Raw genomic sequence first — 15702 nt, 5'->3', positions numbered from 1 at the left:
CCGGCCCGATTCATCCAATACCCTGTAGCGCGTGAAGTTCCCCCGACGAGGCAACGAGAACACCCCCAGCGGTGACGGCGACGCGGACGTCCACGACACGCCCAGCACGCCAAGCGAGACTGACACCTCCGACGCTCAGCGCCGGGGATACACGCCCAGCAAGGGTCGCCCTACACCCAAGCGAAGCGAGTCGCAACGCAGCGTCCGGGGGCCGATCACACCTCCCCCGATGACGCGCGCAGAGGCGCGGGCACGTAAAAAGGCCCTGAAGGCGGCGAAGAAGGACGCGCAAAAGAACCAGCCGAAGTTGAGCAAAGCGGAGAAAAAGCGCGCGGCCGCGGACAGCCGGGCCCGCGCCGCTGAACGCCGGGCCCGCATGATGTCGGGCGAGGAGGATTACCTGCTCCCGCGTGATCGCGGACCGGTACGCCGCTTTGCACGAAACTATGTCGACGCGCGGCGCAACCTCGCTGGCATGTTCATGCCGCTCGCGCTGCTCGTGCTCTTGACGCTTTTCATGCCGCCCGAACTTCAGGGTGTCATCACTCTCGGCATGCTTGTGTTCCTGATCTTCATGATCATCGAGGGCATCATGCTGGGCCGCATGATCAGCAACCGCATCCGGGAACGGTGGCCGGACAGCGACGACACTGGCTTCAGCATCGGATGGTACGCCTTTGTCCGCGCGACGCAGATCCGCAAACTGCGCGTGCCGCGGCCGCAAGTGCGTCCCGGTGACCCGATCTGATCGCATCCGAGATGCCGCGCGCTCTTGTCCTTGGTGGCGCTCGCTCAGGTAAATCCGGCTATGGCGAACACCTGATCGCAGAGTGGGCGACATCACCTGACGAGGTTCGATACATCGCTACCTCGCAGCGGCGCCCGGACGACCCTGAGTGGGACAAGCGGATCGCCGCGCACCAGGAACGGCGGCCGGAGCATTGGCAGACCGTCGAGTCCATTGAGTTAACAGACCAGTTGCGGCTCGATTCGTCGGCTCCAACGCTGGTAGATGACCTGGGCACCTGGCTCGCGGCGCAGATCGACACGCGCGGCGCCTGGGACAGCGGTCCGGAATCGCTTACCTCAGTCGTCGACGAACTGGTCGAAGCGGTGGTCTCATACGCCGGTCCATTAGTACTGATCACCCCGGAGGTGGGAATGGGAATCGTGCCCGCAACCCCCTCCGGCCGGATGTTTCGCGACCTCATCGGGGTGTTGAACGGCCGCCTCGCGGAAAAGTGCGAGAAAGTAGTTCTCGTCATAGCGGGAATCCCCCTGCCGCTGAGAGATGAGTCAGCGCTGGTTCGCGAGGAGGACGACGACCGGTGACAGCACCCGACGGGCCCGACCCGCGCGTGGTTTTCGACTCGGTTCCGCAACCCGACCGGCAATCCCGGCGCGCAGCGCAAGACCGGCAGCTGTCGCTGACGAAGCCACCAGGTTCGCTGGGCCGACTAGAAGAACTGGGTGAGTGGATCGCAGCCTGTCAGGGCCAAAGCCCGCCGAAGCTGTTTGAGCGGCCGCGAATCGTCGTTTTCGCCGGTGATCACGGCATTGCCCGAACCGGTGTGTCCGCCTACCCGGCTGAAGTCACCCAGCAAATGGTGCTCAACTTTCTGAACGGCGGGGCCGCGATCAATGCGTTGGCACGCGCGGCGGGAGCGACCGTGCGGGTCGAGGATCTCGCGGTCGATGGCGCGACGCCAGCGTCTGTGTCCGCCTTCAAGGTCCGCCGCTCGTCAGGGTCCATCGACCGTGAGGACGCACTCACGGCGCAGGAAACTCTGTCTGCGATCGCCGCGGGCCGCACGATCGCAGACGAAGAGATAGACAGTGGCACCGACCTGCTCATCGCGGGCGACATGGGAATCGGCAACACCACCCCGGCGACGGTGCTCATCGCGGCGCTGACGAAAACCGAACCCGTCGCGGCGATCGGACGCGGTACCGGTATCAATGACGCCACCTGGATGCGGAAAGCGGCAGCGATCCGCGACGCGATGCGCCGGGCACGGCCTGTCCTCCGCGATCCGGTAAGACTCCTCCAGACGGTGGCCGGGGCTGATATCGCCGCGATGGCCGGATTCCTCGCGCAGAGCGCCATGCGGCGCACCCCGGTGATCCTCGACGGGGTGGTGGTGACCGCCGCAGCCATGGTCGCGGATGACCTGGCGGCGGGCGCCCGCGACTGGTGGCTTGCGGGCCACCGGTCGACGGAACCGGCGCATGCGCTGGCGCTGCGACATTTACAACTGGACCCGATCGTCGACTTCTCGATGCGGCTCGGAGAGGGGTCCGGTGCCGCAGTCGCCCTTCCGATCGTGCGTGCGGCGGTCGCAACCCTTTCAGAAATGGCAACCTTCGACGAGGCGGGGGTGACTGACCGGTGACAGACCGACGGAGCAGACGAACTGCACAGACAGCGGAAAATGCTGCTGTCGACGGCGTCCGAGCGGCGTTTTCGTGGCTGACAATCCTGCCTGTGCGGGGCCCGCGGATCGCGGACCGCCACGCAGGCAGCTGGGCCATAGCAGCATCGCCGCTGATCGGGCTGGGCTTGGGCGTCTTGGCGGCGCTTTCGCTCTGGGGCCTCATCGCCCTTGACTTGCCGGCGCCGCTGGCTGGGCTCATCACGGTGGCGCTTCTGGCCCTCCTCACTCGGGGCATGCACCTCGATGGCCTCGCTGACACAGCCGACGGTCTCGGCACGTACACGCCACCCCAGAAAGCACTCGAGGTGATGCACAGCGGCGGTTCGGGACCATTCGGCGTCGCCACTCTGGTGCTGTGTCTCATGGGACAGGCATTCGCATTCGGTGCGCTCGCCGAGCAGGGGAAACTCGTCGCCGTCGTGGTAGCAATCGCCACAGCACGCATCGCAGTCGTCCTGGCCTGCAGGCCAGGGATCCGGCCGGCGCGGCCAGAGGGTTTCGGTGCACTGGTCGTCGGCACTCAGTCGTGGGCGGTAATCGGCACCTGGCTCATCGCCGCCATCTTTGTTTCGATCGTCGCAGTTCCCGAACGGCCATATCAGGGCACTATTGTGATTGCGCTGGCGTTGCTCGCGACATTCCTGTTCACCACCCATTGCGCGCGGCGATTCGGCGGACTGAACGGGGACGTCCTCGGGGCTGTCCTTGAACTGACCGTCGTGCTGGTCGCGGTGGGGATGCTGGCAGGGGGCTGACAAACCCGCCTACTCAGAGGCTGCCGGCGGTCCCTCCGTTTCGTTTATCCGAGCTTCTGCATCCAGCCGTGCGTGTCGGCGAACGTCCCGCGCTGGATTCCGGTGAGTGTGTCGCGCAGCGCGACGGTGATCTCGCCCGGTTCACCCTCTGCGATGGTGTACTCACCTCCAGGGTGTTTCACCGACCCCACAGGAGTGATCACAGCGGCAGTGCCGCACGCGAAAACTTCGGTGATCTCGCCGTTCTTCGCCTTCTCCTCGAGTTCTTCGACAGAGATCTTGCGCTCCTCGACGGGAATTCCAGCGTCAGATGCCAGGTGGATCAGCGAGTCACGCGTGATACCGGGAAGCAGCGAGCCAGATAGTTCCGGTGTGACAAGACGCGCGTCCGCGCCGGCACCGAAGACAAAGAACAGGTTCATCCCGCCCATTTCTTCGATGTATCGGCGCTCGATAGCATCCAGCCACACAACCTGGTCACACCCGTGCTCAAGCGATTCAGCCTGTGCAAGCAGCGACGCCGCGTAATTGCCCGCGAACTTCGCGGCCCCAGTTCCGCCGCGAACAGCACGAACATAGTCAGTGGACAGCCACACGCTGACTGGCTTGATACCGCCCTTGAAATACGCTCCTGCCGGGGATGCGATCAACAAGTACTTGTACTCCTTCGCGGGCCGCACGCCCAGGCCCGCTTCAGTCGAGAACATGTAGGGGCGCAGGTACAGCGATTCCTCACCGCCCGCGGCAGGCACCCACTCGCGGTCGGCTTCGACGAGTTCGCGCAGGGACTGCAGAAACAGCTCATCGGGCAGTTCCGCCATTGCTATCCGGCGCGCCGACATGCGGAAACGTGCCGCGTTCGCGTCCGGCCGGAAAGACGCAATAGACCCGCCTGGCTGCCGGTAGGCCTTCAATCCTTCGAAGATCGCCTGGCCGTAATGGAGGACCATTGCAGCGGGGTCGACCGAAAGCGGCCCATACGGCAAAATCTGCGGATCGTGCCAGCCTTTGCCCTCCGTGTAGTCGATGCTCACCATGTGGTCAGTGAAGTGCTGACCGAAGCCTGGCGCCGCAAGTATGTTTGCGCGCTCCTCGGCCGGCAGCGGAGAGGGATGCGGAACACGGCTGAACTCGGGCAGTGCTGTCATGGGGAAAAATCCTATCGCGAAAGCTATTGGGTTTTTGGCGTGACGAACGGCGGCCGGACAACCTCACAGGGCATGTCGCGCCCGCGAACGTCCACAGTTACCTCCGTGCCCGCGTCTACTCCTGCCGTGGTGTCCAGGAGCGCGAGCGCGATTCCCGCTTTGAGAGTTGGTGAAAACGTACCGGAAGTGCACGTACCGATCACCTTGTTTTCGTGCCGCACAGGCAAATCCGCGCGTAGCACACCCCTGCCCTTGGCCCGGAGACCCCACAATTGCCGCGAGAGTCCTTCGTCCTTGCTGCGCAGCAATGCGTCGCGGCCCCAGAACTGCGCCTTTTTCCAGCCGATAGCCCAGCCACAGCGCGCCTCCAGAGGAGTAATGCCAGGCGAGAGCTCGTGACCATGGAGCGGGTAACCCATCTCGGTGCGCAACGTGTCGCGGGCACCGAGGCCAGCAGGCTGTCCCCCATGCTCGCTGATCGTGTCCACCAGCCGAGTCAGGGCGGCTGCGGCGTGCTCCCACGGGACCACGAGTTCGTAACCGCGCTCGCCCGTGTACCCCGTGCGGCATACGCGTATTTTGGCGTCCGACAGGGCTGGCCAGGGCACGTCGGCGAATGCCATGTATGCCATCTCAGCTGGCAACTCCTCCGCCGCGAGCACAGCACCCGATAGCGGCCCCTGGACCGCGAAAACGGCATGCTCTTGGTGCTGGTCCTGCACGTTCACGCCCGGTGGCGCCGCATCGCGCAAGCGGCGCGCGACGTCGGCCGAGTTCGCGGCGTTCGGAATCAAGAACACTTCGTCTTCGCTGGCGAGATACGCAATGAGGTCGTCGACGACGCCGCCATCCTCTGCGCAACACAAGGTGTATTGCGCTTGACCGGGGCCAATTCGGCGCAGGTCATTCGACAGGGACGAATTGACGAACTCCGCGGCACCACTACCTGTGACAAGAACCTTGCCGAGATGGCTGACGTCGAACACCCCGACCCGTTCCCGCACCGCCGTGTGCTCTCCCACGACGCCCGTATAGGAAATTGGCATCTCCCAACCGGCAAAAGGCGCGAAAGTTGCTCCGGCGCGCACATGTACGGCATGGGCGGGGCTGCGAAGTGCGGTCAGCTCAGAGGTCGCGGCAGGCGCCTGCGGAACGGATTCCGGTGTCACCGGACTAACGCTAGCCGGCCTCGCTCGCTGTAGCCTCGAACGACAAGAGTGTGAGCCATCAGAACCATCGCGCGGTGGTCGCGGAGCGGAAGTGAGGAAGCCTTGAGCGCGGATCACAAGTCACGGCAGCCTGGACCGGAAATCAAGCTCGCCGGGAAGATCGGCAAACGCCACGAGGTGGCCGTCGTCGGTGTCTGGAAGGGTGACAACGGCCCGATCGTCGCGGACAGCGCGGGCACATTCGACGAAGCCACACGTGAACTGCTCGCAGGACAACTGCACACGGCAGGCGCGACCGGGAAAGCCGAGGAGTTGACCCGAATCCCCGCGCCGTCATCGGTCCGCGCGACGAGTGTGCTCGCAGTCGGTCTCGGTGCCGCCCCGTCGGGCAAGGACGATTCCCCCACTGCGGAGCAGCTGCGCCGGGCCGCTGGTGTCGCGGCACGCTCACTCATAGGGGTCAGCAGTGCGGCCACGACACTGGGTGCGCTGGACCTCGGCGCCGCGGCCGAAGGTTTCTTCCTCGGCGCGTACGCGTTCACTGAGTTCAAGTCGGAAAAGTCACGCCCGGGGCCGGACGCCGCTCCCCTCGCGGCACTAGACATGGTGGTCGGCAAACCGAAGTCCGCGAAGGCACAGCGCACCCTTGACCGTTCCCTAGCCATCGCACGTGCCGTCGCCACCGCGCGTGATTTCGTGAACACACCTCCGAGCCACCTGTATCCGGCGGAGTTTGCTGAACGCGCCCGCCAGCTGGGCGCGGACGCGGGCCTAAGCGTCGAGATCCTCGACGATGCCGCGCTCGCCGCCGGCGGTTACGGCGGCATCGTCGGTGTCGGCCAGGGCTCCTCTCGGCCGCCATGCCTCGTTCGGCTCACCCACCGCGGCCCAGGCGGAAAGAAGGGCGGCGCAAACAAGACGGTTGCCCTGGTGGGCAAAGGCATCACGTTCGACACCGGCGGAATCTCGATCAAACCCGCCGCGAACATGGAGAACATGACGTCCGACATGGCCGGTGCCGCCGCTGTCATCGCGACCGTGGCCCTCGCCGCCCAGCTGGATCTTCCGCTGACAGTGATCGCCACAGTGCCAATGGCGGAGAATATGCCGTCGGCGACCGCCCAGCGCCCCGGCGATGTCATTACGCATTACGGCGGGACAACTGTGGAAGTTCTCAACACCGACGCCGAAGGACGCCTGATACTTGCTGACGCATTGGTTCGCGCAAGCGAAGACGCCCCCGACTACATCATCGACACGGCGACGCTGACGGGGGCTCAAATGGTTGCGCTTGGCAATCGCACTCCCGGAGTGATGGGCACCGACGAGTTCCGTGACCGCGTCGCGAGCCTCTCCCAGCAGGTGGGCGAAAACGCCTGGGCAATGCCGCTGCCCGCTGAACTGCGCAAGGACCTCGACTCGAAAATTGCGGACCTCGCGAACGTGACGAATCACCGCTGGGGCGGCATGCTCTCAGCCGGTCTGTTCCTCAAAGAATTCGTCCCCGACGGAACCGCGTGGGCGCACATCGATGTCGCGGGCCCGGCGTACAACACTAGTGGGCCCTGGGGTTACACCGGTAAGGGCGGCACCGGCGTGCCGGTGCGGACGCTGTTCGCGGTTCTTGAGGACATCGCTGAGAACGGGTGATGGGGAGGTTTTCGTCGCCCACTGGCACGCGGTGAGCACTCTCCTGGGCTCACCGCTTGTCACGCGCCTCGCTCCTTGCCTGCGGGTTAGCGTGACTGTTGGTCGCGACGCGCTCGCTCACGGCGCTCGAGAATCCGCTGGCGCTCGTTGTGGTCCCGCATGCGCTGCGGGTAGCCCGTCTTCTGTACGTCATACATGGGCACGCTCAGCCGCTGTCCAAGTTTGCGCGCCGTTTTCGCCGTTCCGACGCGGCGACGCGTCCATTCGCCGTCCTTCGCAACGAGTACGACCGTGAGCTGATTCACGAAAGTCTCGGGTTCGACATAGCCCTCGACTCCGGCCCGCTCGGAAACCCAGCCCTCCAGATATGCAATGTCTTCATCGGACATCCCGCGCAGTCCGCCCGTGCCCGCGCTAGCACCGCTGAACGAGCGTCGCACTCGATCGAAGATTCCCATAGTTCGATGCTGCCAGGAATTGCTGAGAAGTCCCACTTGAGAGGTTTTAGAATCCAGTCGCCGCCACTACTGGCACGGATCAGACTCTTCTCGATCTCACCTAGTGGACGGTGCATCTTAGTTAACCCAGGGGAAATGGCCCCTGCGCGCGCGGTGACCGTGCAGTGATGCAAGGATGGCATGCAGCAGTACAAAGTTTCCGCGCCATCCGCGGAAGGTTGACTGCGCACGTTCTATCTCGTGCAACTGGCCCCCCAAAGTCAGCGCCACAAGCACAATAGAACCGGCTAGAACCGAATACGTCGTCGCACTCACCCAGTGAGACGACGCGCCAACAACCCAACGAGCGCCGAGGAGTCGAAGGATAATGGCCTTCTCCGTTCAAATGCCCGCCCTAGGTGAAAGCGTGACTGAGGGAACAGTTACGCGCTGGCTCAAGCAAGAAGGCGATACCGTCGAAGTCGACGAGCCATTACTTGAGGTCTCAACCGACAAAGTCGATACAGAAATTCCTTCGCCTGCTGCAGGCGTTCTCACCAAAATCGTTGCGAATGAAGACGACGTCGTCGAAATCGGCGGAGAGCTTGCCGTCATCGGTGAGGACGGTGAATCTAGCGATGACGCGTCAAGCGGTGGCGAGGAAGAAAGTGCCACCGAGGAGCCGCCCGCCGAGGCCGAGGAGCCCCCCGCAGAGGCAGACGAAGAGCCTGAAGAGCAGAAGAAGCCGAGCAGCGGCGAATCCGGCGGCGACGGCACGTCAGTAACCATGCCCGCGCTCGGTGAATCAGTCACCGAAGGCACCGTTACGCGCTGGCTGAAGGCAGTCGGCGATGAAGTCGAGGTCGACGAACCCCTCCTCGAAGTGTCGACCGATAAGGTCGACACAGAGATCCCATCTCCGGTAGCCGGCACACTGCTCGAAATCAGCGCCGAGGAAGATGACGTCGTCGAGGTCGGCGGACAGCTCGCGGTAATCGGCAGCGGCAAGCCGGAGCCGAAGGCGGAACCCGAGCCCGAGCCCAAGCCCAAGCCTGAGCCCAAGGCCGAGCCGGAACCCGAGAAGAAGCCCGAGGCTGAGAAGAAGCCCGAACCCGAGAAGAAGCCCGAGCCGGAGAAGAAGCCCGAGCCGAAGGTCGAGTCCAAGCCCGCGGAGGGCGCGACTCCTTACGTCACTCCCCTCGTGCGCAAACTCGCGGCCGAGCATGACGTCGACTTGTCGACAGTCCAGGGTTCCGGCGTTGGCGGCCGCATTCGCAAAGAAGATGTCTTAGCGGCTGCGAAGGCGCCGAAGCGCGAAGAGCCTGCGGTGGAGAAGAAGGATCGGGTGCCTGCGGGTGTCCGTCCCGAACTCGCCGAACTGCGTGGCACCTCGCAGAAAGCTAACCGCATCCGCCAGATCACTGCGATCAAGACGCGTGAGTCGCTGCAAACGACAGCGCAGCTTACGCAGACCCATGAGGTGGATATGTCGCGCGTGGCCGCGCTACGCACGGCCAACAAGAACGCGTTCAAGGAGCGCCACGGCGTCAATCTGACGTTCTTGCCGTTCTTCGCGAAGGCCGCGGTCGAGGCCCTCAAGCTGCACCCGAACATCAACGCCAGCTACGACGAGGACGCCAAGAAAATCACCTACCACGGCAGCGAACACCTCGGCATCGCGGTTGACACGCCGAACGGGCTGCTCTCCCCAGTCATCCACAACGCGGGAGAAATGTCGCTGCCAGAACTGGCGAAAGCGATCAACGACATCGCAGACCGCGCACGTTCGGGCGGGCTCAAGCCTGACGAACTCTCTGGCGGCACCTTTACCGTCACGAATATCGGCAGCAACGGTGCACTCTTTGACACACCGATCTTGGTGCCGCCACAAGCTGCGATGCTCGGTACAGGTGCGATTGTCAAACGCCCAGTGGTAACGCGTGATGCTGATGGCAACGACGTGATCGCGATCCGGTCGATGGTCTTCCTCCCGCTGACCTACGATCACAGGCTTGTCGACGGCGCGGATGCCGGCCGCTTCCTGACAACGATCAAGCAGCGGCTCCAAGAGGGTGAATTCGAAGCCGATCTGCAACTCTGAGACGCGACACTGGCCCCGGGTAATCCCCGGGGCCAGTTCGGCATTACACGGTCACAGCTCCGTCGAATAACTCAACAGACCTGACCGGTGACACCACCCACCGGCTCCCGAAGCAACGCGATGTGGAGGCGAGGCAGAAATGCGAGTAACGATCGCTGGATCATCCGGCCTTATCGGAACTGCACTTGTCCAGGCGCTCCGCGCGGATGGTCATACAGCGGTGAGGCTCGTACGTCGCCCGGCTGAGCACGCGGACGAAGTTCAGTGGAGTCCGGACCGCGCGCTCGACCCTTCGGTCCTCGATGGATCTGACGCGGTGGTGAACCTGTGCGGCGCGAGCCTGGGCGATCGCCGGTGGTCTGGCGCGTACAAACAGGAATTGCGCAACAGCCGAGTAGAGCCCACCGAGGTCCTTGCCGAGGCGGCTGCCCGCGCTGGCGTGCCCGTGATGATCAGCGGCAGTGCTGTCGGCTACTACGGCGACACCGGTGACGCGAAGGTTGATGAGAATACCCCGGCAGGAGATGGTTTCCTGGCGGATTTGTGCCGCGACTGGGAAGCTGCCGCCGCTACGGCGGCGGATGGCGGCGTACGAGTGGTGAATATCCGCACCGCACTTGTTCTTGCCTCCAACGGTGGCATCCTGAGCCGCCTGCTGCCGTTGTACAAGTTCGTGCTAGGCGGGCGGCTCGGTGATGGCTGCCAGTATTTTCCCTGGATTTCGCTCACTGACCACATCCGGGCAGTGCGATTCCTACTGGACAACGACGACCTGTCCGGTCCAGTCAACCTCACCGGGCCAGCGCCGGTGACGAACCGTGAATTCAACGCAGTGATGGCGCGTGTTGTGGGGAGACCGGCGCCCTGGATCGTCCCGGGTTTCATGCTCAAAGCGCTAGTTGGCGAGTTCGCTGACGAAGCCATCCTCAGCGGCCAACGCGCCATCCCTGCGAAGCTGGAACGAGCCGGGTTCAACTTCGAACACAACACTCTCAGGGAAGCGCTCGAAGCCGAGTTGCGGCATCGACAGTAACGGCGGCGAGTTGCCCCGCGGGGTGGAGTAGGTTGAGAACATGGGCGTACGACGAGCATCGATCAGGCTGTCAGCGGACCCGCTCGACATCGTGGATGCGGGACGGACCGAGTACCTTGCCGCGTGGGAGATGCAGCGGGAACATGCTGCGAAGCGTGCAGCCGGTCACGGCCGAGACAAGCTACTGCTCCTCGAACACCTGCCCGTTTATACCGCTGGCAAGCGCACCCTGCCGGAAGAGCGCCCGCGGGACGGCACACCCGTTGTCGACGTTGACCGCGGCGGCAAGATCACCTGGCACGGGCCGGGCCAACTCGTCGGGTATCCAATCGTTCGGCTCGCCGAGCCAGTCGACGTCGTCGGCTATGTTCGCCGACTCGAAGAGGCGCTCATCGAGGTGGTCAGCAGCTTCGGCATCCACTGCGGCCGCGTGGAGGGTCGCTCAGGAGTGTGGCTGCCAGCCGAGATGGCAGCAGGAGACGACGGTGCAGGCGTATTCCGTCCCGAGCGCAAGATCGCCGCGATCGGTGTGCGTGTGCAGCGTGGCGTCGCGCTGCACGGCTTCGCCCTGAACTGCAACAACAGTCTCGATGCGTTCGATTCAATTATCCCGTGCGGCATCACCGACGCCGGAGTTACATCGCTGTCCGTTGAAGCGGGACGAGAGATCACCGTTCGCGATGTTTTCGATCATGTGACCGACGCGGTCACGCGCGCGCTCGATGGCGATCTGGAAGTCGCCGAACACGACATCGAACGATTGTCGCTGAGTGATTTTCAGGCCAGCATTTTCCAGTCCAGTGAGCCGTCCGTGCAGGGCATGCCGAAAGTGACGACCTTCACGTTCGGCTGACCGCCCGCTGCCGACCACCCGTCGCCACCGCTCACGGCGTAGCATCTAGGACGTGACTATCGCCCCAGAAGGACGGAAGCTGCTCCGCATCGAAGCGCGTAACGCTGAGACCCCCATCGAGCGGAAACCCAATTGGATTCGTACCCGGGCAAAAATGGGTCCCGAGTACACCGAGCTCAAAAGCCTCGTGCGACGCGAGGGCTTACACACCGTGTGTGAGGAAGCGGGCTGCCCCAACATCTTCGAGTGTTGGGAAGATCGCGAAGCAACATTCCTCATCGGCGGTGATCAATGCACCCGGCGCTGCGACTTCTGCCAGATCGACACAGGGAAACCCGCCGAACTCGATCGCGATGAACCGCGCCGTGTCGCTGACAGTGTCCAGGCGATGGGCCTCCGCTATTCGACGGTGACTGGCGTTGCCCGGGACGATCTCCCGGATGGCGGCGCCTGGCTGTACGCGGAGACGGTCCGGCAGATCCATGCGCTTAACTCAGGCACCGGTGTTGAGCTATTGATCCCCGACTTCAACGCAATCCCTGAACAGCTTGACGAAGTATTCAGCTCCCGCCCTGAAGTGCTCGCACATAATGTTGAGACCGTGCCTCGCGTGTTCCGCCGCATTCGCCCGGCATTCCGCTACCAACGCTCACTTGACGTCATCACCGCCGCACGCAAGGCGGGTCTCGTCACGAAGTCGAACCTGATCCTCGGAATGGGTGAGACACCCGGTGAAGTCACCGAGGCGCTGCGGGATCTGCACGACGCCGGTTGCGACATCATCACGATCACGCAGTATCTGCGTCCCTCTCCGCGGCACCATCCGGTCGAACGGTGGGTCAAGCCGGAAGAGTTCGTCGCCCACTCGGAAACCGCTCAGGAACTCGGTTTCGCCGGTGTCATGGCCGGGCCGCTGGTACGCTCCTCCTACCGTGCTGGGCGGCTCTACGCTCAAGCTGTAGCGCACCGAGGTGAGGAACTCCCTGCAAACCTGGCGCATCTGACAACCTCTGGCAGTGCAGCGCAGGAAGCGAGTTCAGTGCTCGCCCGTTTCGGGAGCTGATGCGGGGGTCTGGCGGCTGACGCCGGACGCGCGATGGGAAGTATCCTGAGAGGTATGGCTAAGGGCAGCACGGGCAAGCTCGACAAAGAACAGCGCAAGGAATTGAAGGCTGCACGCAAGAAGCGCTCACGGGAGCGCCGCTCACAGTTGTGGCAAGCCTTCAAGATGCAGCGCAAGGAAGACAAGTGGCTCGTTCCGATTATGGCGGGAACGGTCATCCTTACCACGCTTGTTATGTTCGGCCTGGGCTGGCTGATGAGTGCACAGTGGTTGTTCCTCCCGATGGGCCTGATCCTCGGTGTCTTACTCGCCGTCATCGTGTTTGGCCGCCGCGTGACTCGCACTGTCTACAAGAAGGCGGAAGGACAGACCGGCGCGGCTGCGTGGGCGCTGGACTCGCTGCGCGGTCCGTGGCGTGTCACCAACGCGGTTGCGGGCACGACACATCTCGACGCGGTGCACCGAGTGCTCGGCCGTCCCGGCGTCATACTCGTCGGCGAGGGTGCGCCACATCGTGTCAAGGGGCTTATCGCGCAGGAAAAGAAACGAGTTTCGCGCCTTGTCGGTGATACACCAATCTACGAGATCATCGTCGGAAATGAAGCGGATCAAATACCGCTGGCCAAACTGCAGAAGGCGATGAACAGGCTGCCGAAGAACATCACGCGAAAGCAAATGGATTCCCTTGAGCAGCGCCTGGCTGCGATCGCCTCACGCACCAGTGGCCCCGCCATGCCGCACGGTCCCGTGCCAGGCGGCGGCAAGATGAAGAGTGTCCAGCGCACCATCAAGCGACGGTGACGAGCGCTGGGGTCACCGGGTGCGGATGAGTGCCGTACCCGTCAGCCTGTCGTGCAGGCCGCGTGCATCCCGATCCCAGATTGCGGCCGGGATAATCAGAGCAACGAGGAACGCGCGAACTACAGAGCGCCACAAACCAATTGGCGCCTGTTTGTCAACACGCTGCACTCTCATGCCGAAAATCAGTTGCCCGGGCGTGAATGAGAAGAACAGCACAGCGAAAATAGCAACGGTGAACCAGACCAACAGACTCCAATTGCGCGGTGGCTCTGGGAAGGTGAACACCGCAGCGACACCAGCAGCCATGAAAATGTCCGCGAAGAATGCACCACTTCGCCGCAGCCAGGTCGGCAGCGAGCCCGGCCCATGCTCAGGAAGTCCGAGTGATTCACCTTTGTACTTCTGTTCAGCTCCCGTCTCACCCTTTGGGAGCGCGGCCGACGGGCCATAGAGCCATGAGCCTGTAATCCTGGACATGGCTTCTAGGATAGTGCTGGTGTTCCCGGTCCCCCAGTCCGAGTCGTCCCGGCTAGCGCAGCACGCCCGCCGAAACATGTGTCCCGATTCGCAACCCTCGCCTGAATTGGTAACACGCGTGAAACACTAGGGTGACCACAGGGCAACACCAACTCCATACGGTTTCCACCGAGAATCCCGCAAAAAACCTGACGAATGCGGGGACCAACTGAAGGAGCAGACGAGTGGCGTTTTCCAATGCCGAAGATGTCTTCAAGTTCATAGCCGATGAGAACGTCGAGTACGTCGACGTCCGTTTCTGCGACCTTCCGGGTGTGCAGCAGCACTTCTCGATCCCGGCGTCCGCGTTTAACCAGGACGTTATCGACGACGGCCTCGCGTTCGACGGGTCATCGGTGCGTGGCTTTCAGTCGATCCACGAATCCGACATGCTGCTCCTTCCGGATGTCACCACCGCCGGCATTGACCCATTCCGGGCTGCAAAGACGCTGAACGTAGTCTTCTCCGTTCACGATCCTTTCACCCGCGAGGCGTACAGCCGCGACCCGCGCAACGTTGCCCGCAAAGCCGAGGCCTACCTCGCGAGCACAGGCATCGCGGACACCGCGTACTTCGGCCCCGAGGCAGAGTTCTACCTGTTCGACTCGATCCGCTTCGATTCGCAGGCCAACGGCACGTTCTACGAGATCGATTCCGAGTCGGGCTGGTGGAACACCGGCGTCGACCGCGAAGAAGACGGCTCGCCGAACCGTGGATACAAGGTCCGCTTCAAGGGCGGCTATTTCCCCGTAGCACCGTACGACCACTACGTCGACCTGCGCGATGACATCACGACGAATTTGATGAACGCTGGCTTCGAGATCGAGCGTGGTCACCACGAGGTCGGCACCGCAGGCCAGGCCGAAATCAACTACAAGTTCAACACCCTTACCCACGCAGCCGACGATCTGCTGAACTTCAAGTACATCGTCAAGAACACCGCGTGGCAGGCCGGTAAGTCCGCGACGTTCATGCCTAAGCCGCTCTTCGGTGACAACGGTTCCGGCATGCACATCCACCAGTCGCTGTGGAAAGACGGCAAGCCCCTGTTCCACGACGAGGCCGGCTACGCGGGTCTCTCGGACATTGCTCGCCACTACATCGGCGGTATTCTCCACCACGCACCGTCGCTGCTCGCGTTTACGAACCCGACGATCAACTCGTACCACCGCCTGGTGCCGGGTTACGAAGCGCCGATCAACCTCGTGTACTCGCAGCGCAACCGTTCGGCTGCAGTCCGCATTCCGATCACAGGAAACAACCCGAAGGCGAAGCGCCTCGAGTTCCGTGCCCCTGACAGCTCCGGCAACCCGTACCTCGCGTTCGCGGCGTGCATGATGGCGGGCCTCGACGGCGTGCGCAACAAGATCGAGCCGCCCGCTCCTGTTGACAAGGACCTGTACGAGCTCCCACCGGAAGAGGCTAAGGGCATCCCGCAGGCACCGACCTCACTCGAGGCTGTCATCGACAACCTGGAGAAGGACCACGACTTCCTCACCGAGGGTGGTGTGTTCACCAGCGATCTGATCGAAACCTGGATCGCGTTCAAGCGCGAGCAGGAAATCGAGCCGGTTCGCCTGCGTCCGCACCCGTACGAGTTCAACCTGTACTACGACGTGTGATCGCTGCACGGTTGTTGCCGAAGCCCGTCTGTTCATGTGACCAGGCGGGCTTCGGCCGTTTTGCCCCGCGCGTATACACGGTGCGGACGGTGTAACGCAAGTAACGAACTTGTAGCAGC

General features: G+C 63.2%; 15 protein-coding genes. 11 read left to right on the top strand and 4 right to left on the bottom strand.

Annotation, left to right across the window (positions count from 1 at the left end; translation table 11 throughout):
* Window positions 1-31: 31 nt before the first annotated feature.
* The 4 genes from ONR57_RS18890 to ONR57_RS18875 are packed head-to-tail and all read left to right on the top strand — an operon-like array spanning window position 32 to window position 3190.
* Window positions 32-748 (top strand): DUF3043 domain-containing protein, encoded by a 717-nt coding sequence (locus ONR57_RS18890; RefSeq protein WP_265125075.1) that lies wholly within the window; start codon window positions 32-34, stop codon window positions 746-748.
* An 11-nt stretch (window positions 749-759) separates the two neighbouring features.
* A complete protein-coding gene (gene cobU / locus ONR57_RS18885; protein ID WP_265125073.1) occupies window positions 760-1332 on the top strand; it encodes a bifunctional adenosylcobinamide kinase/adenosylcobinamide-phosphate guanylyltransferase in 573 nt (190 codons plus the stop codon).
* On the top strand, window positions 1329-2393 hold the full coding sequence (gene cobT, locus ONR57_RS18880; RefSeq protein ID WP_374116488.1) for a nicotinate-nucleotide--dimethylbenzimidazole phosphoribosyltransferase: 1065 nt from the start codon (window positions 1329-1331) through the stop codon (window positions 2391-2393). Before cobU ends, cobT begins: the two co-directional genes overlap by 4 nt.
* Window positions 2390-3190: an adenosylcobinamide-GDP ribazoletransferase gene (locus ONR57_RS18875; RefSeq protein ID WP_265125072.1), complete on the top strand. Its 801-nt coding sequence runs from the start codon at window positions 2390-2392 to the stop codon at window positions 3188-3190. Before cobT ends, ONR57_RS18875 begins: the two co-directional genes overlap by 4 nt.
* A 44-nt stretch (window positions 3191-3234) precedes the next feature.
* Here the strand turns inward: ONR57_RS18875 and ONR57_RS18870 are convergent, their stop codons facing one another.
* Both ONR57_RS18870 and gcvT read right to left on the bottom strand, forming a co-directional pair.
* Entirely contained in the window at window positions 3235-4338 is a 1104-nt protein-coding gene (locus ONR57_RS18870; protein ID WP_265125071.1) for a branched-chain amino acid aminotransferase, read from the bottom strand.
* A gap of 23 nt (window positions 4339-4361) precedes the next feature.
* Window positions 4362-5507 carry a glycine cleavage system aminomethyltransferase GcvT gene (gene gcvT, locus ONR57_RS18865; RefSeq protein WP_265125069.1) on the bottom strand — a complete coding sequence of 382 codons (1146 nt, stop codon included), beginning with the start codon at window positions 5505-5507 and terminating at the stop codon, window positions 4362-4364.
* Between the two features lie 102 nt (window positions 5508-5609).
* Here gcvT and ONR57_RS18860 point away from each other — a divergent pair, with 102 nt between their 5' ends.
* Window positions 5610-7157 (top strand): leucyl aminopeptidase, encoded by a 1548-nt coding sequence (locus tag ONR57_RS18860; RefSeq protein ID WP_265125067.1) that lies wholly within the window; start codon window positions 5610-5612, stop codon window positions 7155-7157.
* Between the two features lie 86 nt (window positions 7158-7243).
* Here ONR57_RS18860 and ONR57_RS18855 read toward each other — a convergent pair whose 3' ends face one another.
* Entirely contained in the window at window positions 7244-7615 is a 372-nt protein-coding gene (locus ONR57_RS18855; protein WP_374116487.1) for an oxidoreductase, read from the bottom strand.
* A 367-nt stretch (window positions 7616-7982) separates the two neighbouring features.
* Here ONR57_RS18855 and sucB point away from each other — a divergent pair, with 367 nt between their 5' ends.
* The 5 genes from sucB to ONR57_RS18830 all read left to right on the top strand — a co-directional run bounded on the left by sucB (window position 7983) and on the right by ONR57_RS18830 (window position 13445).
* The gene (gene sucB, locus ONR57_RS18850) at window positions 7983-9695 is read left to right on the top strand and encodes a 2-oxoglutarate dehydrogenase, E2 component, dihydrolipoamide succinyltransferase (RefSeq protein ID WP_265125065.1); all 1713 of its coding nucleotides are present in this window, start codon (window positions 7983-7985) and stop codon (window positions 9693-9695) included.
* A 139-nt stretch (window positions 9696-9834) separates the two neighbouring features.
* The gene (locus ONR57_RS18845) at window positions 9835-10728 is read left to right on the top strand and encodes a TIGR01777 family oxidoreductase (RefSeq protein WP_265125063.1); all 894 of its coding nucleotides are present in this window, start codon (window positions 9835-9837) and stop codon (window positions 10726-10728) included.
* Between the two features lie 40 nt (window positions 10729-10768).
* Window positions 10769-11581, top strand: a complete 813-nt coding sequence (lipB, locus tag ONR57_RS18840; RefSeq protein WP_265125061.1) for a lipoyl(octanoyl) transferase LipB — start codon at window positions 10769-10771, stop codon at window positions 11579-11581.
* A 52-nt stretch (window positions 11582-11633) separates the two neighbouring features.
* Complete coding sequence (lipA, locus tag ONR57_RS18835; protein ID WP_265125059.1) at window positions 11634-12644, top strand: lipoyl synthase; 1011 nt, start codon at window positions 11634-11636, stop codon at window positions 12642-12644.
* A 54-nt stretch (window positions 12645-12698) separates the two neighbouring features.
* Window positions 12699-13445, top strand: coding sequence for a DUF4191 domain-containing protein (locus tag ONR57_RS18830; protein WP_265125057.1), 747 nt, complete (start codon window positions 12699-12701; stop codon window positions 13443-13445).
* A 12-nt stretch (window positions 13446-13457) separates the two neighbouring features.
* Here ONR57_RS18830 and ONR57_RS18825 read toward each other — a convergent pair whose 3' ends face one another.
* Window positions 13458-13922, bottom strand: coding sequence for an RDD family protein (locus ONR57_RS18825; RefSeq protein ID WP_265125056.1), 465 nt, complete (start codon window positions 13920-13922; stop codon window positions 13458-13460).
* Window positions 13923-14146: 224 nt separating this feature from the next.
* Between ONR57_RS18825 and glnA the strand changes: the two genes are divergently transcribed.
* The gene (gene glnA / locus ONR57_RS18820; protein ID WP_265125055.1) at window positions 14147-15583 is read left to right on the top strand and encodes a type I glutamate--ammonia ligase; all 1437 of its coding nucleotides are present in this window, start codon (window positions 14147-14149) and stop codon (window positions 15581-15583) included.
* Window positions 15584-15702: the final 119 nt, after the last annotated feature.

Origin of the sequence: Hoyosella sp. YIM 151337 (genome assembly GCF_026041215.1) — a bacterium.
Classification (GTDB): domain Bacteria; phylum Actinomycetota; class Actinomycetes; order Mycobacteriales; family Mycobacteriaceae; genus Hoyosella.
Note: the sequence above shows the minus strand (reverse complement) of the source record. Positions and strands in the feature narration are given on the sequence as shown.

Coding starts and splice junctions, on each gene's coding strand:
- cobU (WP_265125073.1), top strand. CDS start 760: ATGCCGCGCGCTCTTGTCCTTGGTGGCGCTCGCTCAGGTAAATCCGGC.
- ONR57_RS18830 (WP_265125057.1), top strand. CDS start 12,699: ATGGCTAAGGGCAGCACGGGCAAGCTCGACAAAGAACAGCGCAAGGAA.
- ONR57_RS18855 (WP_374116487.1), bottom strand. CDS start 7,615: ATGGGAATCTTCGATCGAGTGCGACGCTCGTTCAGCGGTGCTAGCGCG.
- ONR57_RS18870 (WP_265125071.1), bottom strand. CDS start 4,338: ATGACAGCACTGCCCGAGTTCAGCCGTGTTCCGCATCCCTCTCCGCTG.
- sucB (WP_265125065.1), top strand. CDS start 7,983: ATGGCCTTCTCCGTTCAAATGCCCGCCCTAGGTGAAAGCGTGACTGAG.
- lipB (WP_265125061.1), top strand. CDS start 10,769: ATGGGCGTACGACGAGCATCGATCAGGCTGTCAGCGGACCCGCTCGAC.
- ONR57_RS18825 (WP_265125056.1), bottom strand. CDS start 13,922: ATGTCCAGGATTACAGGCTCATGGCTCTATGGCCCGTCGGCCGCGCTC.
- ONR57_RS18845 (WP_265125063.1), top strand. CDS start 9,835: ATGCGAGTAACGATCGCTGGATCATCCGGCCTTATCGGAACTGCACTT.